Genomic DNA, 25434 nt, shown 5'->3' on the forward strand with positions numbered 1-25434 from the left:
GATTTTCGGGCACACAAGGGCAATGCCGTACTCGTTTGTGGCTCTACTACGGTGAAATATCCGGGCTAGGATAGGCGGGCTACTTTTCCCTAACCTTCGGAGCCTGCCTATGCCCCCCGCGATGTATATCCGTCGTGCTACCAAAATCGTTGCTACTCTCGGCCCTGTTTCAAGTGATTTAGAGGTTCTAACCCGCATGATCTCAACAGGGGTGAACGTGGTGCGCTTCAATTTTAGCCATGGCAGCGCCCAAGACCATCTTGCCCGGGCCGAGGTCGTGCGCGAAGCCTCGCGCCGCGCTGGGCGCGAGGTGGCCATCATGGCCGACCTGCAGGGGCCCAAAATCCGCGTGGGCAAGTTTGCCCAGGGCAAGGTGCAGTTGCAGGAAGGGGCCAGCTTTACCCTCGATGCGGCCCGCAGCACCCTCGGTGACCAAGGCGGCGTGGGGCTGGATTACAAAGAGCTGCCGCGCGATGTGCGCGCGGGCGATGTGCTGCTGCTCAACGATGGCTTGATCGTGCTGCGCGTGCAGCGGGTGCTGGGCGAGGCGGTACACACCGAAGTGGTGGTGGGCGGTGAGCTGTCCGACAACAAAGGTATCAACAAACAAGGCGGTGGCCTGACGGCCCCGGCGCTGACCGCCAAGGACATGAAAGACATCGAAACCGCCATACAACTGGGCGCAGACTATGTGGCGGTGAGCTTCCCTAAAAACGCCACCGATATGGAAATGGCCCGCCAGCTGTGTACCGTGGCCGCCGCCGGCACCGGCCACCGCCCCGGCCTGATTGCCAAAATGGAACGCGCCGAAGCCATCCCGCACCTGGAAGACATCTTGCGCGTGAGCGACGGCATCATGGTCGCCCGGGGCGATTTGGCGGTGGAAGTGGGCAACGCCGCCGTGCCCGCACTGCAGAAAAAAATGATTCGCATGGCGCGGCAGATGGACAAACTGGTCATCACCGCCACGCAGATGATGGAAAGCATGATCACCAACGCCCTGCCCACCCGCGCCGAGGTCAGCGACGTGGCCAATGCCGTGCTCGATGGCACCGATGCCGTCATGCTCAGCGCCGAAACGGCGGTGGGAAAATACCCGCTGGAAACCGTGCGCGAAATGGCCCACATCTGCGCCGCCGCCGAGGCTGCCGAAGACATTGGCGCAGACGGCAACTTTGCCCCACGGCACCTGACCCGCATCGACCAATCCATTGCCCTGGGGGCGCTGTTCACCGCCCACCACCTGGGGGCCAAAGCCATCGTGGCCATGACCGATAGCGGCTCGACCGCGCTGTGGATGAGCCGCCACCGCATCCACATTCCCATCTATGCCTTGACCCCAAAAATAGCCACCCAGCGCAAGATGGCGCTGTACCGCAACGTCAGCCCCCTGCTGATGGACACCAGCGCCGAGCGCGACCGGGCCCTGCAGCAGGCCGAAAACCACCTGCGCGAGCGCGGCATTGTGCAGCCCGGCGATGTGTATGCCATCACCTGCGGCGAACCCATGGGCCAGCCCGGCGGCACGAATATGCTGCAAATTTGCCGGGTGGCTTAACCCCGCCCAGGAATAGCCAAGCCGACCCCGTGCATGCAGCAGCCCGCTAAAATCGCCGGTTACCGCCTAGTTACCAGTTTTCTCTCTTCTTTTTTGATCGGACACGACCATGCCTTTGATTTCCATGCGCGAAATGCTCGACCACGCCGCCGAAGCCGGCTACGGCATTCCCGCTTTCAACGTGAACAACCTCGAGCAGGTGCAAGCCGTCATGGCCGCGGCCGATGAAGTGGGTGCCCCCGTCATCCTGCAGGCCAGCGCCGGTGCCCGCAAATACGCTGGTGAATCCTTCATCAAGCACCTGATCCTGGCCGCCACCGAAGCCTATCCCCACATTCCCCTGGTCATGCACCAAGACCACGGCACCAGCCCCGCCATCTGCCAGGGCGCTTTGGAGCTGGGCTTTGGCTCGGTGATGATGGACGGCAGCTTGCTGGCCGATGGCAAAACCCCCTCCGACTTTGACTACAACGTGCGCGTCACCCAGGAAGTGGTGGCCATGGCCCACAAAATTGGTGCCACCGTGGAGGGCGAACTCGGTTGCCTGGGCAGCCTGGAAACCGGTGAAGCCGGGGAAGAAGACGGCGTGGGGGCCGTGGGCAAACTCGACCACAGCCAAATGCTGACCGACCCCGAAGAAGCCGCCCAGTTCGTGCAAGCCACCCAGCTCGATGCCCTGGCGATTGCCATCGGCACCAGCCATGGCGCGTACAAATTCACCCGCCCGCCCACAGGCGATGTGCTCTCGATCCAGCGCGTCAAAGAAATTCACGCCCGCCTGCCCAACACCCATTTGGTCATGCACGGCTCCAGCTCGGTGCCGCAAGACCTGCTGGCCATCATCAACCAGTTTGGCGGCAAGATGAAGCAGACCTACGGCGTGCCCGTCAAAGAGATTCAAGAAGCCATCAAACACGGCGTGCGCAAGGTAAACATCGACACCGACATCCGCATGGCCATGACCGGCGCGGTGCGCAAATTCCAGTTTGAAAACCCCGAGAAATTCGATATGCGCGAATGGATGAAACCCGCGCGCGAAGCGGCCAAGGCCATTTGCAAGCAGCGTTACCTGGAATTTGGTTGCGAAGGCCAGGGCGGCAAAATCAAGGGCTACACCCTGGAGCAAATGGCCAAGAAATACGCGGCCGGTGAACTCAAACAAACCGTGAACTAAAGCGCGCGTTCGGCCCCTGAGCAGCCGCTAAACGGCCGCTAAACGGCCGCTAAAGCCAACGGCAAACCCCACTGCAAGCCCGCTGTGCCCCACACAGCGGGCTTTTTTTGGTGCGACAGGCGTAGGCAAACGCGATGTCGTATTTCTACAAAAGAAACGACCGTGCGGAAAATAATCTGCAATTTTCATGTAAGCTTTTATTAAGAGAATGTAAATATTTATGCTTAAAACGCATAAAAAGGATGGCGAACATGAAAATTGGTATCCCCTGCGAAATCCTGCCGCTGGAAAAGCGGGTTGCCACCGTGCCGGAGGTGGTCAGCAAGCTGGTGCAACTGGGCTTTTCCGTGGCCGTGCAATCGGGTGCGGGTGTGGCCGCCCACTGCGACGATGCGGCCTACCAGGCCGTGGGGGCCGAGGTGCTGCCCGATGCGGCCACGCTGTGGGCAGCGTCGGACATCGTGCTCAAGGTGCGCCCGCCCACGGCGGACGAGGTCGCGCTGATGCGCCCCGGCACCTTGCTGATTGGCTTTATCTGGCCCGCGCAAAACCCGGCGCTGATGGAAGCGCTGCAGGCCAAGCAGGCCACCGTGCTGGCCATCGACTGCCTGCCGCGCACCCTGAGCCGGGCGCAGAAAATGGATGCGCTCACCTCCACCGCCGGGGTGTCCGGCTACCGCGCCGTGATTGAGGCGGCCAATGCCTTTGGCCGCTATTTCAATGGCCAGATCACCGCCGCAGGCAAAGTGCCCCCGGCCAAGGTATTCATTGCCGGGGCCGGCGTGGCCGGTTTGGCCGCGATTGGCACGGCGGCCAACCTGGGCGCCATCGTGCGCGCCAACGACACCCGCGCCGAGGTGGCCGACCAGGTCAAATCCCTGGGTGGTGAGTTTGTCAAGGTCGATTACGAGGAAGACGGCGCAGGCGGTGGCGGCTACGCCAAGGTCATGAGCGAGGGTTTTCAGGCCGCGCAGCGCCAGATGTACGCGCAAGAGGCCAAAAACGCCGACATCATCATCACCACCGCGCTCATTCCGGGCAAACCCGCGCCCAAGCTGATCACCGCCGAGATGGTGCAAAGCATGAAGCCCGGCAGCGTCATCGTCGATATGGCCGCCGAGCAAGGCGGCAATTGCGAGCTCACGGTGCCCAACGAGGCCGTGGTGCGCCATGGCGTGACCATCATTGGTTACACCGATCTGGCCTCGCGCCTGGCCAAGCAATCGTCCACGCTGTACGCCACCAACCTGCTGCGCCTGCTGGAAGAGCTGTGCAAGGCCAAGGATGGCGTGGCCGTGGTGAACATGGAAGATGACGCCATTCGGGGCCTGACCGTGGTCAAAGACGGCGCCCTCACCTGGCCCGCGCCCCCGCTCAAAACCGCCCCGGCCCCAGCCCCCAAGGCGGCTGCGGCCCCGGTGGCCGAGAAAAAATCCGCCCACGGCCCGGGCCAACCCATGTCGGGCAAAACCTTGTCGATTGTTTTTGCTGTGCTGGCGGGGCTGTTCTGGGTCATTGGTGCCTACGCCCCGGCAGCCTTTTTAGGGCATTTCACGGTGTTTGTGCTGGCCTGCTTTATTGGCTACATGGTGGTGTGGAACGTCACCCCCGCCCTGCACACGCCGCTGATGAGCGTGACCAACGCCATCTCCAGCATCATCGCCATTGGGGCGCTGGTGCAAATTGCGCCGCCCGAAATGGGCACGGCAGGCCGCCCCGATGGCTTGATTGCCTGGCTGGCGTTTGCCGCCCTGGTGCTGACTGCCATCAACATGTTTGGCGGCTTTGCCGTCACGCGCCGCATGCTGGCCATGTTCCGCAAGTAAGAAGATCAACAAGAAGGAAACATCGACATGTCCCAAAGTCTTGCAACCGTGGCCTACCTGGGGGCGGCCATTCTTTTTATCCTGAGCTTGGGCGGCCTGTCCAACCCCGAAACCTCGCGCCGGGGCAACCTGCTGGGCATGGTTGGCATGGCGCTGGCGGTGCTGGCCACGGTGTTCGGCCCCCGGGTCGGCCCCTCGGGCCTGGCCTGGATTGTGGGGGCCCTGGCCATTGGCGGCGGCATTGGCCTGTACGCCGCTCGCGTGGTGAAGATGACGCAAATGCCCGAGCTGGTGGCGCTGATGCACAGCTTGGTTGGCCTGGCTGCCTGCCTAGTAGGCTTTGCCAGCTATGTGGATACAGCTATTCTTTTAGAAGGGGTGGAGAAAACCATCCACGAGGTGGAAATCTACATTGGCATCCTCATTGGGGCCATCACCTTCAGCGGCTCGTTGATTGCCTTTGGCAAGCTGAACGGCAAGATCGGTGGCAAACCGCTGCTTCTGCCCGCCCGCCATTGGCTCAATCTGGTGGCGCTGCTGGTGGTGATTTACTTTGGCCGCGAATTTCTCAACGCGCCCGATGTGCAGTCCGGCATGGTGCCGCTGATCGTTATGGCGGTGATTGCCCTGCTGTTTGGCATCCACATGGTCATGGCCATTGGCGGGGCCGATATGCCGGTGGTGGTCTCCATGCTCAACAGCTACTCCGGCTGGGCCGCGGCGGCCACGGGCTTCATGCTGTCCAACGACCTGCTCATCGTTACCGGGGCGCTGGTGGGCTCCAGCGGCGCCATCCTGTCGTACATCATGTGCAACGCCATGAACCGCAACTTCATCAGCGTGATTGCCGGCGGCTTTGGCGGCGGTGCGCCGACCAAAAAGCAAGCCGCCGCGGGCGAACCGGCCCAGCCGCAAGGCGAGGTGGTGCCCGTCAGCGCTGCCGATACCGCCGAACTGCTGCGCGAAGCCAAGAGCGTCATCATCGTCCCCGGCTACGGCATGGCCGTGGCGCAGGCGCAGCACACCGTGAATGACATCGTCAAAACCCTGCGCGACAAAGGTGTGCAAGTGCGCTTTGCCATCCACCCCGTCGCCGGCCGCATGCCCGGCCACATGAACGTGCTGCTGGCCGAGGCCAAGGTGCCTTACGACATCGTGATGGAGATGGACGAGATCAACGACGACTTCCCGGACACCGACGTGGCCATCGTCATCGGTGCCAACGACATCGTGAACCCCGCCGCCCAGGACGACCCGGACAGCCCCATCGCCGGCATGCCCGTGCTGGAGGTGTGGCAGGCCAAGACCAGCATCGTCATGAAGCGCAGCATGGCCAGCGGCTACGCCGGGGTGGACAACCCGCTGTTCTACAAAGAGAACAACCGCATGCTGTTTGGCGATGCGAAAAAAATGCTCGATGAAGTGCTCGGGGCCTTGAGGGGGTAAAAATTTACTCCTAAATCAATAGCTGCTACCGCTTAGTTAAAAACAATTTCAAGGCTTAAACCTCTGAATTTGTTGAAACTTAAGCGCTAGCAGCTTTGTTTTTATATCTGGCTAAACTTCTGCTTTTTCTAAACTGTCCAAGCAGGCGGTGGTCACCGGCCTGTCCGAGATGTATGCCCAGGGCCTGCAAAGCGGCCAGGCGCTGCGCAACATCTTGCTCGACCCGGCCAACCGCACCGCGTACACCAACTTTGATGCCGCCCAGTCCGCCTTTGCCCAGGCGCACACCGCCACGCTGGCCAGCGCCCGTGGCACCGCCTTCGAGGCCGATGTGCAGGCCCTGCTGGCGCTGCGCAACCACCAGTTTGCCGCCCAGTAGCAAGTGCAGGCCCTGGCGCAAAGCGATGCGGCCCAGGCGGCCGCCTTGCTCAACACACAAGAAACGCCGGCCTGGCGGGCACTGCGCTCGGCCTTGCTGCAGCAGCTGGAGACCGCCCGCACGGCCGCCGCCACCGCCAATGCCGCCACCCAGGCGCAGGCCCAGCGCATGCAACTGCTGGCCGCCGCCTTGGCCCTGGGGGCGGCAGTGGCCGCGCTGGCCCTTACTGGGGTCATGCTGCGCACCCTGCGCCGCGAATTGGGCGGTGACCTGGCCCAGGCGCGCAGCGCCTTGCGCCGCGTGGCCGAGGGCGATTTAACGCTGGGCGCAGCCGACCAGGGCGGGCCGGCCACGCTGGGGCTGATGGCCGACCTGGGGCGCATGCAGGCCAGCTTGCGCCAGTTGGTGGCGCAGGTGCGCGATGCTGCGGTGGGCATTGGCCACGCCTCCGCCGAGATCGCGCAAGGCAACCATGATTTGTCGGCCCGCACCGAAAGCCAGGCCAGTGCCTTGCAGCAAACCGCCGCTTCCATGGAAGAGCTGACCGCCACCGTGCGGCAAAACGCCGATAACGCCCGCCAGGCCAACGCGCTGGCGGTGAACGCCTCCAGCGTGGCCGCGCAGGGCGGGGCAGTGGTCGAGCAGGTCGTGCAAACCATGCGCGGCATCAACGAGGGCTCGCACCGGATTGCCGACATCATTGGCGTGATCGACAGCATTGCCTTTCAAACCAACATCCTGGCGCTGAATGCGGCCGTCGAAGCGGCCCGCGCCGGCGAACAGGGGCGCGGCTTTGCCGTCGTGGCCTCCGAAGTGCGCGCCCTGGCCGGGCGCAGCGCCGAGGCCGCCAAAGAGATCAAGGATTTGATTTCCGCCAGCGTGACCCGCGTCGAGCAGGGCAGCACCTTGGCCGATCAGGCCGGGGCCACCATGGACGAGGTGGTCAGCGCCATCCGCCAGGTAACGGCCATCGTGGGCGAAATCAGCGTCGCCAGCAGCGAGCAAAGCACCGGCGTGGCCCAGGTGGGCGAGGCCATCATGCAAATGGACCAGGTGACGCAGCAAAACGCCGCCCTGGTCGAAGAAAGCGCCGCCGCTGCGACCAGCCTGCAGACCCAGGGCCAAGAGCTGCTGCACTCCGTGGCCGCGTTCCGCCTAGAAGACCGCACCCGCTTGGCACAGTAGAGGGCGTAAAAAAACCGCCTACTCCCACTTCGTAGGCCGGAACCATCGCAAACTTGAATGTCTGATCGCGTTGCGTCATGAAAAAACACCCCAAAGCTTGGAATGCATCCAAGCTTTGGGGTGAGTTCAGTACAAGTTTTTTTAAATCGTGAATTATGTGCTGCTGATTATTTCAGCATGCGGCGCACATCCATGTCATTCGGAATCGCGTAATCGTGGCTGCGCATGATGCGACTGTCCGTGGTGCGTACCAGTTTCATGCTGATATAGGTGTATTGGCTGGCTTGAGAATATGTACCTACCAAAACCAACCCCGCAGCGTGTTGTGCGGCAATTTCACGAATTTCGCGTGACAGCAGCAACTCCCCGGTTCCTTCCCGCACATAAACATCGCCGCGCAGTTTCATTTCCGTGACGTTCAAGCCCTTGTTGGCCAGTTGAGATGCATACATCTCACCCAACGTCCTGCCTAAAGGGGCCGAGTTTTTCAAGTCGTTGATATTGACGACTGTGGCTACCAGAACCGGAGCTTTGCCCAGTGATCCTGGATCAAATCCGTTCATCAGGGTATCCACCGCTTCACGGCTGCTATTGATAAACGGGTTGCTGGACGCAGCGGTATATGTTGGACCCACGTAGGCTGGGCTTTGCACGGTTTGGGTTGCACAACCGGCGAGCGCAGCAGCCAGAAAAATTGTCAAAAATGCTTGTTTTTTCATTATCGATCTACCACGTTAAAGCGAGTAGCGGGCACCTGCTTCCAGAACAGCGGGGCATCGGCATCTTCTAGGTAATACACATCGGTTTTGCGGGCGAGATATTGATCGCCACGCTTGACTGAAGTGGTCAAAATTACCTCCGTGTGGGTGGGGCCGCCAGCATTGACGCTGGCTGCAAAATCAGCAGCACCGGCCAAGCCCAACGTGCCCAGCAACTTGACATCTAAATGCTCCGTGCGCAAACCATATGCGGCCATTAAGCCGCCGGCCAGCATGGTGAACTGGCCGGGGATGAAGTAGGGACGATCGCTCTTATGAACTACCACCTGGGTGGCATAAGAAATTTGCAAATCAGCACCGCGGTTGTTGTCCAGCACGCTTACGCCGCTTTGCACTAACTTGGTCAGCAGCATTTCTCGAAAACCTTGATCAAATTCGCTGGCTTGCTTGGGTAGAGCAACATACACAGGGGTGTTGCGCTGAATGCCAATACCTTCAAGCGTCTGCAAACTCTGCACGACAACGTCACGCGACATGACATCCCAATGCCCTGCCGAACGGGCTTTTTGTTGGGTGGAGTAGTCAAAGTTGGTGGCCACTGGAATGGGTGCCGAACCGCAGGCAGTTAAGACGGTGGCGCTGCCGCCCACCAAGGCCATAAGACCAATGCTTTTCCATAAGCGCATAGATTTTCCTTGTACTAAATTGGGCTTCTGCCCTGAAGAATGCAGGGCATGGTTTGATGGCCCGCAAGGAGACGCGCAGCGCTAGGCTGGCGACGCATTAAGCTGGCTATTATTCTAGGAAAAGGATAGGGTTTCTAAGCATATTGCTGAGAAATGACGTTGCAAAACAACATTTCTCAGGCTCAGCTAAAAAAGTCGCCTGGCTATTGCAAGCGGCTTTTTTTAGGATGGCAAGGCAGTTTTTACCTCTGGGCACGTTTTTGCAAAATCGAAAATATTGGCAGGTTTTTGGCTTTGAGCACGTCCAATCCAAAAGATAGAATTTCTAAACATCATGTTGCCAAATGACGTTGCAAAACAACATTTTTCTGGTTTAGATGCAAAAAGCCGCTTGGTTATTGCAAGCGGCTTTTTTTTGGGTGTATGCAAGGCGGTTGTTAGCCTGCAGCGCGTTTCTGCAAAATTTCAAACGCGGGCAGGGTTTTGCCTTCCAGCACTTCCAGGAAGGCACCGCCGCCGGTGGAGATGTAGCCCACCTTGTCCTCGATGCCGTATTTGGCAATGGCGGCCAAGGTGTCGCCACCACCGGCGATGCTGAAGGCTTTTGACTCGGCAATCGCCTGGGCGATGGCTTTTGTGCCTCCGGCAAATTGGTCGAACTCGAACACGCCCACGGGGCCGTTCCAGACGATGGTGCCGGCCGCCTTGAGTTGCGCGGCCAGTTTGGCGGCGGTTTCGGGGCCGATGTCCAGGATCAGGTCGTCGTCGGCCACTTCGGTGGCTTTTTTCACGGTGGCCACGGCATCGGTGGCAAAGGTTTTGGCGGTCACCACGTCGGTGGGAATCGGCACCTCGGCGCCGCGCGCGGCCATGGCGGCGATGACGGCTTTGGCCTCGCCGACCAAATCGGGTTCTGCCAAAGATTTGCCGATGTTCAGGCCCGCCGCCAGCATGAAGGTGTTGGCAATGCCGCCACCCACAATCAGTTGATCGACGTTTTTGGCCAGCGATTGCAGGATGGTCAGTTTGGTCGATACCTTGGAGCCGGCCACGATGGCTGCCAGCGGGCGTGCCGGGTTGGCCAGGGCGGTTTGAATGGCGTCGATCTCGGCCGACAGCAGCGGGCCCGCGCAAGCAATCGGGGCAAACTGGGCGATGCCGTAGGTCGTGCCCTCGGCGCGGTGGGCGGTGCCAAAGGCATCGTGCACGAAGATGTCGCACAGGGCGGCCAGCTTTTTCGCCAGCGCCTCGTTGTTCTTTTTCTCGCCCACGTTCACGCGGCAGTTTTCCAGCAGCACCACCTGGCCGGGTGCCACTTGCACACCATCGACCCAGTTGGCCACCAGGGGCACTTCACGGCCCAGCAGCTCGGACAGGCGCTTGGCTACGGGGGCCAGCGAGTCTTCGGCTTTGAACTCGCCTTCGGTGGGGCGGCCCAGGTGGCTGGTGACCATGACGGCAGCGCCTGCTTTCAGGGCCATTTCAATGGCGGGCACCGAGGCACGCACGCGCGTGTCTTCGGTGATCTGGCCGGCATCGTTCAGGGGCACGTTCAGGTCGGCACGGATAAATACACGCTTGCCTTGGGCTTGGCCCTGGGCGCAGAGGTCGGAAAAACGCAGGATGTGCATGGCAGCTCGATAGAGAAAGTGAAAAAATTTTTGCGCGGTATTGTAGAGCGTAGTCCCGCCCGGTTACGGGCAGGTTACTTCCACAGCACCGGTGCCACAACCGCCATGCCTTGCTCGCTGGACAGGGTCAGCTCGCCCTCTTGAATCGTCGCTTGCAGCTGCATGCTGCGCTGCGCCAAGGCGGCCAGTTCCTGCGCGGTGTCGGCCGGGATGCGCCAGACGGCCAGTTTTTTTTGGCGGGCCACTTTGCCCTCCATGCCCTTCCACCACACTTCGGCCGCCGGGCCAAAGGGGTAGAGCAGCACGTGGTCGGCTTTGCTGCAGGCTTTGCTCAGGGGTTTTTCCTCGGGCTGGCCCACTTCAATCCACAGGCGCTTGGCGCCGGTGAAGTCGGTGATGTGGACATCCGGATCGTCCGGGTCAGACAGGCCCGTGCCAAAGGCCAGCGTGCCGTCGCCGTTGCACAGCGCCTGCAGTTGCCAGGCATTCAGCGCCAGCGCCACCAGCCGTACCATCATGCGCTCGTCGGTTTCGCTGGGGTGGCGCGCCAGGGTGAGGTTGTGGTCGGCGTAGTAGCCGTGGTCGATGTCGGCAATCGACAGGTTGGCTTTGAAGATGGTGGATTTCAGGGCCATAAGGCGTGGGGGTATATAAAAAAATAAGAGCTGCTAGCGCAGGCTATACCTGGTTTAGCAGCTCTTTATGGATTGAAATGATTATTTAACCAGCGGTTGGAGCTATTAAATAGGGCTTCAAACGCGTTGGGCCAGCTCGGTGGCTTTGCCGATGTAGCTGGCCGGGGTCATGGCCAGCAGGCGCTGTTTGTCGGCTTCGGGGATGTCCAGGCTGCGGATGAGTTGGTGCAAATCCTCGGCCAGCACGCTCTTGCCTCGGGTGACTTCCTTGAGCTTTTCGTAGGCCCCGGCCACGCCGTAGCGGCGCATGACGGTTTGGATGGGTTCGGCCAGCACTTCCCAGGCGGCATCCAGGTCTTCGGCCAGGCGCTCTTCGTTGAGTTCGAGCTTGTTCAGGCCGGTCATGAGCGAGTTGTAGGCCAGCGTGGCGTAGCCCAGCGCCACGCCGATGTTGCGCAGCACGGTCGAGTCGGTCAGGTCGCGCTGCCAGCGGCTGATGGGCAGTTTTTCGGCCAGGTGGCGCAGCATGGCGTTGGCCAGGCCCAGGTTGCCCTCGGCGTTTTCAAAGTCGATGGGATTGACCTTGTGCGGCATGGTGGAAGAGCCAATTTCGCCGTCCTTCAACTTTTGCTTGAAGTAGCCCAGGCTGACGTAGCCCCAGATGTCGCGCGACAGGTCGATCAAGATGGTGTTGGCGCGGGCCACAGCATCAAACACCTGGGCCATGTAGTCGTGCGGTTCGATCTGGATCGAATAGGGCTGGAAGGTCAGGCCCAGGCCGACGGGTTCAGCGTTTTCCACCACATGGCGGCTGAAGGCCTCCCAATCGTGCGTGGGGTAAGCGCTCAGGTGGGCGTTGTAGTTGCCCACGGCGCCGTTCATTTTGGCCAAAATTTGCACGGCCTCGATCTGCTCGATGGCTTGGCTCAGGCGCACAAACACGTTGGCAAACTCTTTGCCCACGGTGGTGGGGCTGGCCGTTTGGCCGTGGGTGCGGCTGAGCATGGGCACGGCGGCAAACTGGTGCGCCATGCTGCGCAGCTTGGCGGTGATGGCGTTCAGGCCGCTGACCACCACCTCGCGCCCAGCGCGCATTTGCAGGGCGTGGCTGGTGTTGTTGATGTCTTCGCTGGTGCAGGCAAAGTGGACAAATTCGGCGGCTTTTTCCAGCTCGGCATGGCCTTTGAATTGCTTTTTGATCCAGTACTCGACGGCTTTCACGTCGTGGTTGGTGACCTTTTCTTCATCCTTGATGGCCTGGGCATCGGCCTCGCTGAAGTTGGCCACCAGGCCCAGCAAAAAATCACGGGCCGCGCTGGACAGCGGCGCAAATTCGGGCAGCCCGGCATCGGACAGGGCGATGAACCACGTCACCTCCACCTGAACACGGCGGTGCATATAGCCGTATTCGCTCATGATGGGGCGCAGGGTGGCAAGTTTGGCGGCGTAGCGGCCGTCCAGCGGAGAAAGGGCGGTAAGGGCAGACAGGTTCATGGGCGGCGATTGTAAATGCCACCCCAGAAAAGCGAAGGCCCCAGCCTGCGCGAAACAAGCTGGGGCCAAGAATAAAAAAACGCTGCAGGGCAACCCGTGGGCAATTTAAGAGAGGGAGGGAGGAGAGACACCCCCAGGCTTGGCATTCAAGACGATGACCGTGCCCCACAGCGAGAAAGTCCGCAAAACCAGAGGTCTTACCCAGCGTAAGGTGGGGCGTGAAGGCAGAAGTTCCAGCGCTTTACAAGTTTTTTACGTTTTTTATGAATGTTTGCCTCGGTGTCTGGCAAAACGGCGCAGTGCCTCGATATATCCGAGAGAATCCCGCCATTATCCCCAGGAGTAAAAAAATGATTGACATCACGCTAGAGACGTTTGAAACCGAGGTGATCGCCGCCTCGATGCACACCCCGGTGCTGGTCGATTTTTGGGCCACTTGGTGCGGCCCCTGCAAAACGCTGGTGCCCGTGCTGGAGAAGCTGGAGGCCGATTACGGCGGGCGCTTTATCTTGGCGAAAGTCGATGTCGATGCCAACCAGCAAATTGCCGCCATGTTTGGCGTGCGCAGCGTGCCCACCTGTGTGCTGATGGTCGGCGGCCAGCCCGTGGATGGTTTTATGGGCGCACAAACCGAGGGCCAGGTGCGCCAATTCTTGGACAAACACCTGCCCAGCGAAGACGCTTTGCACGCCGAAGCCGATGCGCAAGAGGCCCAGCAGCTCATGCAGGAGGGCGACACCGAGGCCGCCCTGCAAAAACTGGCCGAAGCCGTGGCCGCCGATCCCAGCAACGACGATGCCCGCTTTGACTACGTGCGCCTGTTGATCGCCAGCGGCGGCCTGGAAGAAGCCAGTGCGCTGCTGCACGAGCCGCTCAAGCGCATCCCTCAGCCGCTGCGCTTTGCCGCTTTGCAAGAATGGCTGCAGTGTGTGGCCTTTGCCCAAACCGACCCCCGCGCCGACTGGCCACTGGCGCAGTTTGACGCCGCCATTGAGCACAACAAGCGTGACTTTGACACCCGCTTTGCCAAGGCCCAGCTGCTGGCTGCGGCCGGGCAGTGGACCGACAGCATGGACGAGTTGCTGGAAATCATCCTGCGCGACAAAACCTGGAACGAGCAGGCCGCGCGCAAGCTGTTTATTGCTATTTTGGAATTGCTCACCCCGCCCAAGCCGAAAAAGCAAGATGCCGTGCCCGGAAAAACCGCCGGTGGCATCGAGCTGCTGGGCAAAAATGCCGCCCAGCAAGACACCGTGACTCAGCTTATCAATAGCTACCGCCGCAAGCTCAGTATGGCTTTGAACTAAAAAGTACCTTAAAAACAATAAAGCGCCTGCGGTAGGCGCTTTATTGTTTGTAGCGCATCAGCACCAGGCCGCCACCCCTCAGAACGTGTTCACAATCTCCTCGCGGGTGTGCAGTCGCGGCCTCGGGCGGTCTGCGGCGTTGCAAATCCTCGCCATAGCTACGGCTATGTCTGTGGTTTGCGCCTTGCAGCCCATCCCGATCCGCATCCCGCACCCCTTCGCGCGGAGATTGTGAACACGTTCTCAGACCGGCAGCGCCATGGCCGAAGGCGGGCTAAAAATGCTGGCATCGGCTTGGATTAGGTTCAGGTCAAAGCGCTGACCGGCCAGGTAGTCGCCAATGCTTTGCAGCACCACGGGGCTGCGGTGCAGGTGGGCGCTGGCTTGCAGCTCTTCGTAGGTGAGCCAGACGGTGCGCACAATGCCCTCGTCCAGCCGCTGCTGGGCATGGTGCTGGCCCAGGTCGCCGGTGAAGGCAAAGCGCAAATAGGTAATGTCTGCGCCGGTGCGGGTGCGCACAAAGCGGTTCATGTACACGCCAACCAGCGCGGTGGGGGTGAAGTCGTAAGCGGCCTCTTCCAGCACCTCGCGCACGCAGGCTTGCAGCGGGGTTTCGGCAGGGTCCAGGTGGCCGGCCGGGGTGTTCAGGCGCAGACCGTCGCGGGTGTGCTCTTCGACCAAGAGAAAGCGGTCGTGCCGCTGCACAATGGCGGCCACCGTGACATTGGGTTTCCAGCGATCAGGCATAGCCGGGCATTATCGGCAGTCCAACCCCCAGGCCGCTGAAAAATGCAGAAATTGTTTGGCGTGCCGCCCTTGCATCTGGTGTGGCCAGGGCAAGACGGTGGGGCGCGGCTAAGAACGTGTTCACAATCTCCTCGCGGGTGTGCAGTCGCGGCCTCGGGCGGTCTGCGGTGTTGCAAATCCTCGCCATAGCTATGGCTATGTCTGTGGTTTGCGCCTTGCAGCCCATCCCGATCCGCATCCCGCACCCCTTCGCGCGGAGATTGTGAACACGTTCTAAGCCAGCGCGACCCGGTTGCGCCCATCGTCTTTGGCGCGGTACAGCGCTTGGTCGGCCGCTTGCAGCAGGGCCTCACTGGTGCGGCTGGGGTCGGTCGGCGTGTCGGCGCTGGCGGCCACGCCAATGCTGACAGTAAACGGGATGCGCTGGCCTTGCCATTCGCAGGGCGCGGCTTGCACGGCTTGGCGCAGTTGCTCGGCCAGTTGCGCCGCGCCGTGCAGGTCGGTGCCGGGCAGCAGCACCATGAATTCTTCACCGCCGTAGCGGCCCAGCACATCGGACGCACGCAGGCGCTGGCGCAGCACGCCGACGATGTGGCGCAGCACGTGGTCGCCGGCCAAATGGCCGTAGTGGTCATTGACGCGCTTGAAGTGGTCGATGTCCACCAGCAGCAACGCCCCCCGGCTGCGCTGCTGCTCTGCACCCAACGCGCGCTGGCGCAGCACCCACAGCACCAACGCCGCTTGCAAACTCAACGTGAACCCACTGACGACCACACGGCTGGCAAACTGGTGTTGAAACAGCCACATGAGTAGCGCGATGGCGGCAAGCAGTGCCAGCGTGCGGGCCCAATGCAGTGCCAAGTCATGAAAGCGGCGCACCGCCAGCCAAAAACTGGCCAAGGCCGAGGACAGCAGCACGTTGCCCAGCACAACGGTCAATAGGTTTGGAATACGCCCATACAACAGCAGCAGTGTGTGGGCCAAGGCGCTTAGCAGCAGGCCGCCGGCCCAATACTGCAAACCGTCATTGCGCTGGTTGCCGTTGAGTACCAGCAAGGCCCCAGAAGTTACCAGCGAGGTCACAATGATCATCAACAACAGGGTGGGGACATCGGCGGTCATAGGGGGCGCTGGGGGCAACAGAAAAAGTCGCAAAAAGCAAGGATAGCTTTGATGCAGGTCAGGCTTTTTGCTGTGCTATGCGCCAGCGCGCATGGCGCACCTGCGCTCACAACACACGCTACAAGCGCTGCACCATGTAGTGCGCCCCGGCGCCGTAGCTGGCCAGGTGCTGGCGCTGCGTTGGATCGGTGATTTTGTGTTCCGCAAAGCCATACCGCTGCCAAAACCGGGCCGAGCCTTGCACGGCAACCAAGCCCATAGAGGTCATGTGCCTGGAGCGTGCCAATTCAATCAGGTGCACCACCAAGGCGTGGGCCACTTTTTGCCCTGCCAGCGCGGGCAGCACTGAAATATCGTGCAAATACAAGGACGATGGGCCTGCAATCGGCAGCTCAAAATCACCATTCAACGGCGTAATGTGGCCCGGTGCCGACCAATACGCTGCCGCATAGGCCAGCAGGCTGGCATCGGTGGTGCGCTGCACCCCCAGCGAACATTGGTGCCGCGCGGCCAGTCGCCGCGCAAAGACCGCCTTGTCCTCTTGAAATGCAGCGCCATAGGTTTGCGCTTGAATGCGCATCACGTCGCCCACATCGGCAGGGGTTAAGGGCCGAAGTGTCCAGGGTACGGTAGGCAAAAGCAGGTCAGCAGGCATGCGAAAGTGGGGAGCGAAGCACAAGAAACAGGCACCGGGCAAGCGTAATCGAATTTGCAGATTTTGGAGATAGGGAAAAAAGATCCATCAGTCAATAAGAATCATTATTATTTGAACACCTTGAGGAGATCGCCATGAACACCGCCACTGCCACCACTGCCACCGCCCCCATCGTGACAGGTATCAGCGCCTTGCTGCGCCGCCACCGGCACACCCTGCTGAAAACCTTGAGCTATTACTGCCTGCACATCACCGTGGCCATTGCGGTGGCCTATGTGGTCACCGGCAATTGGTGGGTGGCCATGACCTTGAGTTTGCTGGAGCCAACGGTGCAGATGCTGTTCTTTTTTCTCCACGAAAAATTATGGGATCGAAAAAATAAAGAGCATGTTGCGCAAGCCACACCATTGAATTAGTGCATTAATAGATATTTTTATTGTATTTACTGCGCTAATAGCTCTTTTTTTGTTTAGAACGTGTTCACGATCTGCGCGCGAAGGGGTGCGGGATGCGGATCGGGATGGGCTGCAAGGCGCAAACCACAGACATAGCGCTAGCTATGGCGAGGATTTGCAACGCCGCAGACCGCCCGAGGCCGCGACTGCACACCCGCGAGGAGATTGTGAACACGTTCTTAGAACCTGCTGGTTCTACCGGGCGTTTTGCAGAAATCTTTCTCAAGGGCAAGCCGCCTACCCAAGGGCATTTCTTTGGGCAGCAGCCTACAATGCCAAGCTGTTTTTGTTTCATTGACTTGCCTGCGTCTTGGACTGTGCTCAATGGTCCCAGGCGCAGACACCGCCCGCCTGCCATGCCCCAAAACACCACCTCCCCCGCCCTGGTTGATAAAAAAGCACTGTTGCGCCAGTCCGCACTGGAGTACCACCAGTTTCCCAAGCCCGGCAAATTGGCCATTGCGGCCACCAAACCCATGGCCAACCAGCACGATTTGGCGCTGGCGTATTCCCCCGGTGTGGCTGCGCCGTGCGAAGAAATCGTGAAAGACCCCGCCGCCGCCTTCAATTACACCAGCCGGGGCAATCTGGTGGGCGTGATCTCCAACGGCACCGCCGTGCTGGGCCTGGGCGACATTGGTGCGCTGGCCTCCAAGCCGGTGATGGAGGGCAAGGCCGTGCTGTTCAAAAAGTTCGCCGGGGTTGATGTGTTTGACATCGAAATCAATGAAAAAGACCCCCAAAAACTGGTGGAAGTGATTGCCGCGCTGGAGCCCACCTTTGGCGCCATCAACCTTGAAGACATCAAAGCGCCCGACTGCTTTTACGTCGAGCGCGAGCTGCGCAAGCGCCTGAACATCCCCGTGTTCCACGACGACCAGCACGGCACCGCCATCACCGTGGCGGCGGCCATGGTCAATGCCTTGACCGTGGCGGGCAAAAAAATTGAGGAGGTCAAACTGGTGGCCTCTGGTGCCGGTGCGGCGGCCTTGGCCTGCTTGAATTTGCTGCTGGTGCTGGGCCTGAAGCGCGAAAACGTCTTTGTCACCGACCTGGCCGGTGTGGTCTATGAGGGCCGCGCCGAGCTGATGGACGAGGACAAAGCCCTGTTTGCCCAAAAAACCGAGCTGCGCACCTTGGCCCAGGTGATTGAGGGGGCCGATGTCTTCCTGGGCCTGTCGGCGGGCAATGTGCTGAAAAAAGAGATGGTGGCCACCATGGCCGCCAAGCCCATCATCTTTGCCCTGGCCAACCCCACGCCCGAAATCCTGCCCGAGGATGTCAAAGCCGTGCGCAGCGATGCCATCATCGCCACGGGCCGCACCGACTACCCCAACCAGGTGAATAACGTCCTGTGCTTCCCCTACATCTTCCGGGGCGCGCTGGACTGTGGTGCCACCACCATCACCAAAGAGATGGAAGTGGCCGCCGTTCACGCCATTGCCGATTTGGCCAAGGCCGAGCAAAGCGAAGAAGTGGCCGCCGCCTACATTGGCCACACCCTGAGCTTTGGCCCCGAATACCTGATTCCCAAACCGTTTGATCCGCGCCTGATGCTCATCGTGGCACCGGCCGTGGCGCAAGCGGCGGCCGAATGCGGCGTGGCCCAGCGCCCGATTGCCGACATGGCCGCCTACCGCGAGCAGCTCAAAACCTTTGTCTATGCCTCGGGCACGATGATGAAACCCATCGTCATGGCCGCGAAAAAGGCGACCAAAAAACGTGTCGCCTTCGCCGAAGGCGAAGAAGAGCGCGTGCTGCGCGCCGCCCAGGTGGTGATTGACGAGCGCATCGCCCGCCCCACCCTGATTGGCCGGCCCAGCGTGATTGCCAAGCGCATCGAAAAATTCGGCCTGCGCCTGCAAGAAGGGCGCGATTACGACGTGGTCAATGTCGAGCACGACGCGCGCTACCACGACTTTTGGCAGACCTACCACCAGATGACCGAGCGCAAGGGCATGACCGCCCCCATGGCCAAGATCGAAATGCGCCGCCGCCTGACGCTGATCGGCTCCATGCTGCTGCACAAGGGCGAAGTCGATGGCCTGATCTGCGGCACCTGGGGCACCACCCAGCTGCACCTGCAGTACATCGACCAAGTCATTGGCCGCAGCCCCACGGCGCACACCTACGCCTGCATGAACTGCCTGCTGCTGCCCGAGCGCCAGGTGTTCATCGTCGATACCCACGTCAATTACGACCCCAGCGCCGAGCTGCTGGCCGAGATCACCATCATGGCCGCCGAAGAAGTGCGCCGCTTTGGCATCAAGCCCAAGGTGGCCCTGCTCTCGCACAGCAACTTTGGCTCCAGCACCCAGCCCAGCGCCGTCAAAATGAGCCAAACCCTGGCGCTGCTGCGCAGCAAAGCCCCGTGGCTGGAAGTCGATGGCGAGATGCACGGCGATGTCGCCCTGGATGGCGATGCCCGCCGCGCCCTCATGCCGCGCAGCACCTTGGAGGGCGATGCCAACCTGCTGGTCATGCCCAACATCGACGCGGCCAACATCAGCTACAACCTGCTCAAGCAAGCCGCTGGCGGCGGCATCGCCATCGGCCCGGTGCTGCTGGGGGCCAACCGCCCGGTACACATCCTCACCCCCAGCGCCACCGTGCGCCGCATCGTGAACATGACCGCGCTGACCGTGGCCGATGCCAACGTGGGGCGCTAATCCGCGTTAAACCACGCTAAACCCCGCTGGCACAACCTGGGCGCGAGTTTGTTTTTAAGAGCTGCTCGCGCACATTTCACCTTACTTTTAAGCCTTTATCTGTGAAATCTCTTATTTCACTTGCGCAGCGTACTGCAAACCTTGTAGCACCCCGCCGCTGGCGGCTGGTGGCGGCCGCGCTGGCAGCCAGCGTGTTGCACACCGCCTGCGCCGACCAAACGGCCAGCCAAGTCAGCCTGGCCCAGCTGCCCGTGCAGGCCCGCACCACCTATGAGCGCATCCACAACGGTGGCCCCTTTCCCTACGACAAAGACGGCAGCATCTTTGGCAACCGCGAGCGCCTGTTGCCCGCCGAAAAACGCGGCTACTACCGCGAATACACCGTCAAAACCCCGCGCGAACGCAGCCGGGGGGCGCGGCGCATCGTCTGCGGCGGCTGGCAAGCCACCCGGCCCGATGCCTGCTACTACACCGCCGACCACTACGCCAGTTTTGCCCGCATCACCCCTTAAGCCCACCTCCTGCCATGACTGCTGATACCGCCCATTTACTGAGCAACCTCCCACCCCAGGTGGTGCAGTCCATCCGCGCCTTTCGCGTGCCCGACTTGCAAGCCGCCGCGCAGGCCAGCGGCCAGCATTTTTTGTACGCCAACCTGGCCCACATCGAAACCAAGGCCGAGGCCCTGGAGCTGATTGGCCAAGCCTTTCACCTGCCTGCCTACTTCGGCAAAAACTTTGATGCCTTGTACGACTGCCTGACCACCCCCCTGGCCCGCGCCTGCCAGCAGCCGGGCTTTGTCGTGGTGCTGGACCAACTGCCCGTCACCGCCAAGTTTGACAAAACCGTGCGCGAGCAATTGCTCGATTGCTTTCAGGATGCGGCCGATTTCTGGGCTGAGCAGGGCGTGGCGTTTCGGTGTTTTTATTCGTATTTGTAAAAAACCAAGAGCTGCTACCGCTTTAAAAACGCCGTTTTTACGGTCTTAACGCCAAAAACCAAGAAAGCACCTGCGCAAGGTGCTTTCTTTTTTGAAGCTTTGCTGCTTTACCCCGTGGCTGTGGCTGCCTCGTTGGCGGCCATGGCCGCCACCACCTGCGCCACGGCGGCGGTCAGCTTTTTCGCATAGGGCACATGCAAAAACTCGTTCGGGCCGTGGGCGTTGCTTTTGGGGCCGAGCACGCCGCAGACCATCATTTGCGCTTTAGGAAAGCCTTGGCTGAGCATGTTCATCAGCGGAATCGTGCCGCCTTGGCCGATGTAGCCGCAGTCGGCACCAAAGTGGGCGCGGCTGGCGGCGTGCAGGGCGGTTTCAAACCACGGGGCCATGCCGGGGGCGTTCCAGCCGTTGGCACTTGAGGCCCCTTCAAAGGTGACTTTGGCGTGGTAGGGCGCGTTGTCTTCCAGCAGGGTTTTGAGTTCTTCCACACAGGTGGCGGCATCGGCCAGCGGCGGCAGGCGCAGGCTCAGTTGAAACGCCGTGTAGGGCCGCAGCACATTGCCCGCATCGCGCAGGGCGGGCAGGCCTTCGGCGCCGGTGACGGACAGGGTGGGATGCCAGGTGCGTTGCAGCAGCGCCTGGGCGGGGTCGTCCGTCATGGGCAGGGCAAAACGGGGGCTGCCGCTGCCGCATTCGTGCTGCGCCCAGGGGAAGGTGTTCCAGGTGGTGTTGCCCAAAATGGCGGCAGTGGCCTGCGCCTGCTGCACGCGCTCGGTGGGGATGGCGCAGTGAAGGCTGGCGGGCAGGATGCGGCCGGTGGCGCTGTCCTCCAGCCGGTCCAGCACCTGGCGCAGGATGCGAAACGACGAGGGCACCACGCCCGAGGCATCGCCCGAGTGCACGCCTTCGGTCAGGATTTGCACTTTGAGCGTGCCGCTGGCCATGCCGCGCAGGCTGGTGGTCAGCCACAGCTGGTCGTAGTTGCCCGCGCCGCTGTCCAGGCAGATCACCAGGCCAACCTCGCCCAGCTGGGGTTGGAGTGCGTCGATATAGGGCAGCAGGTCGCCCGAGCCGCTTTCCTCGCTGGTTTCAATCAGGCCGACGATGCGCGGGTGCGGTGTGTTCTGGCTTTTCAGCGCCTGGATGGCGGCAATGCTGGCGTAAATGGCATAGCCATCGTCTGCGCCGCCCCGGCCGTAGAGTTTGTCGCCATCAAGCACGGGGGTCCACGGCCCCAGATCGCGGCGCCAGCCGTCAAACTCGGGCTGCTTATCGAGGTGGCCATACATCAGCACCGTGGGGCGGCTGGCGGCGTTCTCTTGCGTGCCCGCCACTTCAAAAAACAACAGCGGCGTGCGCCCCGGCAGGCGCAAAATTTCTAGCTTCAGGCCCGCCACCTTTTGCGCCTCCACCCACTGGGCGGCGTTGCGCACCACTTGGTCGAGCAGGCCTTGCTGCTGCCAGTCGGGCGCAAACATGGGCGATTTGGCGGGAATGGCAATGTAGTCCTTGAGCTGGGGCAGGATGCTGCTGTCCCACTGGTGGCTCACTTGCGCCAGCGCCTGGCTGGGGTTGAGGGGGGAGTGCGTCATGGTGAAGTCCGTTGTGCGCAGGAATGCGCAAAAGTGTGCAGAAGAGGGTTGAAAATTTTGCGCCTATTGTTGCAACTCGGCCCAGCGCTGGGGCGTGCCCACATCGGTCCAGCGGCCGGTGTAGAGGCTGGCCCCCACCCGCCCGGCATCCATGGCGCGGCGCAGCAGTGGGGCCAGGGGGGCGGCCTGGCCGGTGGGGTTGCCGGGGGCCAGCGCACACCACGGAGCGCTAAACAGTGCCGCTTTGAACAGCCCAATGGTGCTGTAGGTGTAGCGCGGCATGGAGCTGTCGGCAGGAAGGTTGAGCGCCCGGCCAGCGGCCAGGCCAAAGTCGCCCTGCGGGTGGTGCGCCGGGTTGGGCACCAGCCACAGGTGGGCCAGATCGTCGCTGGCAGCAAAGGCGGCATGGGCGGCCGGGTCAAACACAAAGTCTGGCACAAACACATCGCCCGCGGCCAGCCAGAACACCGGCGGCAACTGGGGCAGGGCGCGGGCAATGCCGCCCGCGGTTTCCAGCGCATGGCCAAAATCGTCCTGCTCATGCGAATAGCGCAATTGCAGCGGGCTGCCGCGCCAAGTGGCATCCAGGTGCTGCGCAATGTGTGCGCCCAGCCAGGCGGTATTGATCAGCACCTGCGCCACGCCATCGCGCAGCAGCGCGGCGATGTGCCAATCCAGCAGCGCTCGGCCCTGCACGGGCAGCAGGGGTTTGGGGGTGTGGTCGGTCAGCGGGCGCATGCGCTCACCGCGGCCGGCGGCCAGCAGCATGGCCGCCGGCGAGGAAAAAGAAGGAGTCATACCAGCAAGGAACAAAGCAATGGATACGGCAAGAGCCGTGAATGTAGTGGTTGCCCAGTATCCTCACTTACTACCCCTAAGAACGTGTTCACGATCTCCTCATGGGTGTGCGGGCGCGACTTCGGGCGGTCTGCGTCGTTGCAAATCCTCGCAATAGCCAAGCTATTGCTGTGGTTTGCGCCTCGCAACCCATCCCGAACCGCATCCCCCACACCTTCATTTGAGATCATGAACACGTTCTAAGAACCTGGGCTCTGTAACCGCGTGGAAACCCGAAGGCTTTGCGCCGTTAAAATCCGGGGTTTTCTCTCCATTCACTTCCATCCACTCGGAGCTTTTCTCCCATGGCAAACACCCAGACGATGGCCAACGCGATCCGCGCCTTGGCTATGGACGCTGTTCAACAAGCCAAATCCGGCCACCCCGGTGCCCCCATGGGCATGGCCGACATGGCCGTGGCGCTGTGGGGCCAGCATCTGCAGCACAACCCGGCCAACCCGCAGTGGGCCAACCGCGACCGCTTTGTGCTGTCCAACGGCCACGGCTCGATGCTGATTTACGCACTCTTGCATCTGACGGGTTACGCCCTGCCCATTGAAGAGCTGAAAAACTTCCGCCAGCTGGGCAGCAAAACCGCCGGCCACCCTGAAGTGGGCCACACCCCCGGCGTGGAAACCACCACCGGCCCGCTGGGCCAGGGCATTACCAACGCCGTGGGCATGGCGCTGGCCGAAAAGCTGTTGGCTGCCGAGTTCAACCGCGACGGCCATGAAATCGTCGATCACCACACCTATGTCTTTTTGGGCGATGGCTGCCTGATGGAAGGCATCAGCCACGAAGCCTGCGCCCTGGCCGGTGCCTGGAAGCTGAACAAACTGATCGCCCTGTGGGACGACAACGGCATCAGCATCGACGGCCAGGTCACCCCCTGGTTTGGCGACGACACCCCCGCCCGCTTCGAGGCCTATGGCTGGAACGTGATCCGCGCCGTGGATGGCCACAACACCGCCGCCGTCAGCGCCGCCATTGCCCAGGCCAAGCAAAGCGGCGACAAACCCACGCTGATCTGCTGCAAAACCAGCATCGGCTTTGGCTCGCCCAACCGCGCTGGCACCGCCAAGGCGCACGGCGAGCCGCTGGGGGCCGAAGAAATCGCCCTGACCCGCGCTGCCCTGGGCTGGAGCCATGGCCCGTTTGAAATTCCCGCCGAGGTGTACGCCGATTGGGATGCCAAGGCCGCCGGTGCCCAGCGCGAAGCCGCCTGGAACGAGCGCTTTGCCGCCTACAGCGCCGCCTACCCCGAGCAGGCCGCTGCCTTCACCCGCCGCATGCGCGGCGAGCTGCCCGCCAACTTTGCCGAAATTGCCGCGCAAATTGCCTCGCAGGCACACGATGAAGCCGCCACCGTGGCCACGCGCAAAGCCAGCCAGCTGGCGCTGGAAGGCCTGACCGCCGCCCTGCCCGAGCTGCTGGGTGGCAGCGCCGACCTGACCGGCTCCAACCTCACCAACACCAAGAGCACCCCCGCTTTGCGGGTGGATGACAAGGGCAACGTGGTGAAAACCGAAGACGGCCAGATTGGCCGCCACATCAACTACGGCGTGCGCGAATTTGGCATGGCCGCCATCATGAACGGCATCACCCTGCACGGTGGCTACATCCCCTACGGCGGCACCTTCATGACGTTCAGCGACTACAGCCGCAACGCCATCCGCATGGCCGCGCTGATGCGCCAGCGCGTCATCCATGTGCTCACGCACGACTCGATTGGCCTGGGCGAAGACGGCCCCACGCACCAGCCCATCGAGCACGCCGCCAGCCTGCGCCTGATTCCGGGCCTGGACGTGTGGCGGCCCGCCGACACCGCCGAAACCGCCGTGGCCTGGACGCTGGCCCTGGCCCAGGCCAACCGCCCCACGGCGCTTTTGCTGTCGCGCCAAAACCTGCCCTACCTGGCCAAGAGCGAAGCGGCCCTGGACCAGATTGCCAACGGTGCCTACGTGCTGTCCGAGCCCGAAGGCGGCGCAGCGCAGGCCGTGATCATTGCCACCGGCTCGGAAGTGCAGCTGGCGCTGCAGGCGCAGCAACTGCTGGCGGCTGAAAACATTCGCGTGCGCGTGGTCTCCATGCCCAGCACCAGCGTGTTCGACCGCCAAAGCGACGAAGTGCAGGCCGCCGTGCTGCCCGACAACATTCCGCGCATTGCCGTGGAAATGGGCAGCAGCGATGGCTGGTGGAAGTACGGCGTGAGTGCAGTGGTGGGCATCGACCGCTTTGGCGACTCGGCCCCCGCGCCGGTGCTGTTTGAGCACTTTGGCTTTACCGCCGCCAACGTGGCCGCCACCGTCAAGCACGTGTTGGCCTGAGTTTTTTCGGTTTTCGGTTTTTCGGTTTTTTTACATCGCCATTTATCCAG

The 25434-nt window shown here is 61.6% G+C and carries 22 protein-coding genes; 12 read left to right on the forward strand and 10 right to left on the reverse strand.

The window, feature by feature from the left end:
• The first annotated feature begins 121 nt into the window (after positions 1 to 121).
• The 6 genes from pyk to ACFO24_RS03875 all read left to right on the forward strand — a co-directional run bounded on the left by pyk (position 122) and on the right by ACFO24_RS03875 (position 7568).
• Positions 122 to 1558 (forward strand): pyruvate kinase, encoded by a 1437-nt coding sequence (gene pyk, locus ACFO24_RS03850; protein ID WP_377736969.1) that lies wholly within the window; start codon positions 122 to 124, stop codon positions 1556 to 1558.
• Positions 1559 to 1667: 109 nt separating this feature from the next.
• Entirely contained in the window at positions 1668 to 2732 is a 1065-nt protein-coding gene (fba, locus tag ACFO24_RS03855; protein ID WP_207575444.1) for a class II fructose-bisphosphate aldolase, read from the forward strand.
• Positions 2733 to 2983: 251 nt separating this feature from the next.
• A complete protein-coding gene (locus tag ACFO24_RS03860; RefSeq protein ID WP_377736918.1) occupies positions 2984 to 4558 on the forward strand; it encodes a Re/Si-specific NAD(P)(+) transhydrogenase subunit alpha in 1575 nt (524 codons plus the stop codon).
• A gap of 27 nt (positions 4559 to 4585) precedes the next feature.
• Positions 4586 to 6004 carry a Re/Si-specific NAD(P)(+) transhydrogenase subunit beta gene (pntB, locus tag ACFO24_RS03865; protein WP_377736919.1) on the forward strand — a complete coding sequence of 473 codons (1419 nt, stop codon included), beginning with the start codon at positions 4586 to 4588 and terminating at the stop codon, positions 6002 to 6004.
• A 148-nt stretch (positions 6005 to 6152) separates the two neighbouring features.
• A complete protein-coding gene (locus ACFO24_RS03870) occupies positions 6153 to 6383 on the forward strand; it encodes a hypothetical protein (protein WP_377736921.1) in 231 nt (76 codons plus the stop codon).
• 3 nt (positions 6384 to 6386) lie between these two features.
• A complete protein-coding gene (locus ACFO24_RS03875) occupies positions 6387 to 7568 on the forward strand; it encodes a methyl-accepting chemotaxis protein (RefSeq protein ID WP_377736922.1) in 1182 nt (393 codons plus the stop codon).
• 167 nt (positions 7569 to 7735) lie between these two features.
• Here the strand turns inward: ACFO24_RS03875 and ACFO24_RS03880 are convergent, their stop codons facing one another.
• From ACFO24_RS03880 to purB, 5 genes are all read right to left on the reverse strand, one after another.
• Positions 7736 to 8287, reverse strand: a complete 552-nt coding sequence (locus tag ACFO24_RS03880) for a FlgO family outer membrane protein (RefSeq protein WP_207575448.1) — start codon at positions 8285 to 8287, stop codon at positions 7736 to 7738.
• Positions 8287 to 8946 (reverse strand): hypothetical protein, encoded by a 660-nt coding sequence (locus ACFO24_RS03885; protein WP_377736923.1) that lies wholly within the window; start codon positions 8944 to 8946, stop codon positions 8287 to 8289. The genes ACFO24_RS03880 and ACFO24_RS03885 overlap by 1 nt, the downstream gene beginning before the upstream one ends.
• A 464-nt stretch (positions 8947 to 9410) precedes the next feature.
• Entirely contained in the window at positions 9411 to 10604 is a 1194-nt protein-coding gene (locus ACFO24_RS03890; protein ID WP_377736925.1) for a phosphoglycerate kinase, read from the reverse strand.
• Between the two features lie 74 nt (positions 10605 to 10678).
• Positions 10679 to 11239: a YaeQ family protein gene (locus tag ACFO24_RS03895; protein WP_207575451.1), complete on the reverse strand. Its 561-nt coding sequence runs from the start codon at positions 11237 to 11239 to the stop codon at positions 10679 to 10681.
• Positions 11240 to 11356: 117 nt separating this feature from the next.
• Entirely contained in the window at positions 11357 to 12733 is a 1377-nt protein-coding gene (gene purB, locus ACFO24_RS03900; protein ID WP_377736926.1) for an adenylosuccinate lyase, read from the reverse strand.
• 350 nt (positions 12734 to 13083) lie between these two features.
• Here purB and trxA point away from each other — a divergent pair, with 350 nt between their 5' ends.
• Positions 13084 to 14040 (forward strand): thioredoxin, encoded by a 957-nt coding sequence (gene trxA, locus ACFO24_RS03905; RefSeq protein ID WP_377736928.1) that lies wholly within the window; start codon positions 13084 to 13086, stop codon positions 14038 to 14040.
• 243 nt (positions 14041 to 14283) lie between these two features.
• Here trxA and ACFO24_RS03910 read toward each other — a convergent pair whose 3' ends face one another.
• The 3 genes from ACFO24_RS03910 to ACFO24_RS03920 all read right to left on the reverse strand — a co-directional run bounded on the left by ACFO24_RS03910 (position 14284) and on the right by ACFO24_RS03920 (position 16546).
• Positions 14284 to 14787, reverse strand: coding sequence for an NUDIX hydrolase (locus ACFO24_RS03910; protein WP_377736930.1), 504 nt, complete (start codon positions 14785 to 14787; stop codon positions 14284 to 14286).
• A gap of 273 nt (positions 14788 to 15060) precedes the next feature.
• Entirely contained in the window at positions 15061 to 15909 is an 849-nt protein-coding gene (locus ACFO24_RS03915; RefSeq protein WP_377736931.1) for a GGDEF domain-containing protein, read from the reverse strand.
• A gap of 118 nt (positions 15910 to 16027) precedes the next feature.
• The gene (locus tag ACFO24_RS03920; RefSeq protein WP_377736933.1) at positions 16028 to 16546 is read right to left on the reverse strand and encodes a GNAT family N-acetyltransferase; all 519 of its coding nucleotides are present in this window, start codon (positions 16544 to 16546) and stop codon (positions 16028 to 16030) included.
• Between the two features lie 152 nt (positions 16547 to 16698).
• On the opposite strand from ACFO24_RS03920, the gene ACFO24_RS03925 reads away from it, so the two are divergent.
• The 4 genes from ACFO24_RS03925 to ACFO24_RS03940 all read left to right on the forward strand — a co-directional run bounded on the left by ACFO24_RS03925 (position 16699) and on the right by ACFO24_RS03940 (position 20628).
• On the forward strand, positions 16699 to 16980 hold the full coding sequence (locus tag ACFO24_RS03925) for a DUF2061 domain-containing protein (protein WP_377736934.1): 282 nt from the start codon (positions 16699 to 16701) through the stop codon (positions 16978 to 16980).
• A 395-nt stretch (positions 16981 to 17375) separates the two neighbouring features.
• The gene (locus ACFO24_RS03930) at positions 17376 to 19688 is read left to right on the forward strand and encodes an NADP-dependent malic enzyme (protein WP_377736935.1); all 2313 of its coding nucleotides are present in this window, start codon (positions 17376 to 17378) and stop codon (positions 19686 to 19688) included.
• A gap of 179 nt (positions 19689 to 19867) precedes the next feature.
• Positions 19868 to 20200 carry a guanyl-specific ribonuclease gene (locus tag ACFO24_RS03935; RefSeq protein ID WP_242700477.1) on the forward strand — a complete coding sequence of 111 codons (333 nt, stop codon included), beginning with the start codon at positions 19868 to 19870 and terminating at the stop codon, positions 20198 to 20200.
• A gap of 14 nt (positions 20201 to 20214) precedes the next feature.
• On the forward strand, positions 20215 to 20628 hold the full coding sequence (locus ACFO24_RS03940; protein WP_377736936.1) for a barstar family protein: 414 nt from the start codon (positions 20215 to 20217) through the stop codon (positions 20626 to 20628).
• Between the two features lie 107 nt (positions 20629 to 20735).
• Here ACFO24_RS03940 and ACFO24_RS03945 read toward each other — a convergent pair whose 3' ends face one another.
• Together ACFO24_RS03945 and ACFO24_RS03950 are read right to left on the reverse strand one after the other, a co-directional pair.
• A complete protein-coding gene (locus ACFO24_RS03945; RefSeq protein ID WP_377736937.1) occupies positions 20736 to 22220 on the reverse strand; it encodes a M20 family metallopeptidase in 1485 nt (494 codons plus the stop codon).
• A gap of 63 nt (positions 22221 to 22283) precedes the next feature.
• Positions 22284 to 23018, reverse strand: a complete 735-nt coding sequence (locus ACFO24_RS03950) for a nucleotidyltransferase family protein (RefSeq protein ID WP_377736938.1) — start codon at positions 23016 to 23018, stop codon at positions 22284 to 22286.
• Positions 23019 to 23362: 344 nt separating this feature from the next.
• Here ACFO24_RS03950 and tkt point away from each other — a divergent pair, with 344 nt between their 5' ends.
• Positions 23363 to 25384 (forward strand): transketolase, encoded by a 2022-nt coding sequence (gene tkt / locus ACFO24_RS03955; protein WP_377736939.1) that lies wholly within the window; start codon positions 23363 to 23365, stop codon positions 25382 to 25384.
• The last annotated feature ends 50 nt before the right edge of the window (positions 25385 to 25434 follow it).

This window comes from Comamonas denitrificans, assembly GCF_042654745.1.
Classification (GTDB): Bacteria; Pseudomonadota; Gammaproteobacteria; order Burkholderiales; family Burkholderiaceae_C; genus Comamonas; species Comamonas denitrificans.

Coding starts and splice junctions, on each gene's coding strand:
- pyk (WP_377736969.1), top strand. CDS start 122: ATGTATATCCGTCGTGCTACCAAAATCGTTGCTACTCTCGGCCCTGTT.
- fba (WP_207575444.1), top strand. CDS start 1,668: ATGCCTTTGATTTCCATGCGCGAAATGCTCGACCACGCCGCCGAAGCC.
- ACFO24_RS03860 (WP_377736918.1), top strand. CDS start 2,984: ATGAAAATTGGTATCCCCTGCGAAATCCTGCCGCTGGAAAAGCGGGTT.
- pntB (WP_377736919.1), top strand. CDS start 4,586: ATGTCCCAAAGTCTTGCAACCGTGGCCTACCTGGGGGCGGCCATTCTT.
- ACFO24_RS03880 (WP_207575448.1), bottom strand. CDS start 8,287: ATGAAAAAACAAGCATTTTTGACAATTTTTCTGGCTGCTGCGCTCGCC.
- ACFO24_RS03885 (WP_377736923.1), bottom strand. CDS start 8,946: ATGGCCTTGGTGGGCGGCAGCGCCACCGTCTTAACTGCCTGCGGTTCG.
- ACFO24_RS03890 (WP_377736925.1), bottom strand. CDS start 10,604: ATGCACATCCTGCGTTTTTCCGACCTCTGCGCCCAGGGCCAAGCCCAA.
- ACFO24_RS03895 (WP_207575451.1), bottom strand. CDS start 11,239: ATGGCCCTGAAATCCACCATCTTCAAAGCCAACCTGTCGATTGCCGAC.
- purB (WP_377736926.1), bottom strand. CDS start 12,733: ATGAACCTGTCTGCCCTTACCGCCCTTTCTCCGCTGGACGGCCGCTAC.
- trxA (WP_377736928.1), top strand. CDS start 13,084: ATGATTGACATCACGCTAGAGACGTTTGAAACCGAGGTGATCGCCGCC.
- ACFO24_RS03910 (WP_377736930.1), bottom strand. CDS start 14,787: ATGCCTGATCGCTGGAAACCCAATGTCACGGTGGCCGCCATTGTGCAG.
- ACFO24_RS03915 (WP_377736931.1), bottom strand. CDS start 15,909: ATGACCGCCGATGTCCCCACCCTGTTGTTGATGATCATTGTGACCTCG.
- ACFO24_RS03925 (WP_377736934.1), top strand. CDS start 16,699: ATGAACACCGCCACTGCCACCACTGCCACCGCCCCCATCGTGACAGGT.
- ACFO24_RS03930 (WP_377736935.1), top strand. CDS start 17,376: ATGCCCCAAAACACCACCTCCCCCGCCCTGGTTGATAAAAAAGCACTG.
- ACFO24_RS03940 (WP_377736936.1), top strand. CDS start 20,215: ATGACTGCTGATACCGCCCATTTACTGAGCAACCTCCCACCCCAGGTG.
- ACFO24_RS03945 (WP_377736937.1), bottom strand. CDS start 22,220: ATGACGCACTCCCCCCTCAACCCCAGCCAGGCGCTGGCGCAAGTGAGC.
- ACFO24_RS03950 (WP_377736938.1), bottom strand. CDS start 23,018: ATGACTCCTTCTTTTTCCTCGCCGGCGGCCATGCTGCTGGCCGCCGGC.
- tkt (WP_377736939.1), top strand. CDS start 23,363: ATGGCAAACACCCAGACGATGGCCAACGCGATCCGCGCCTTGGCTATG.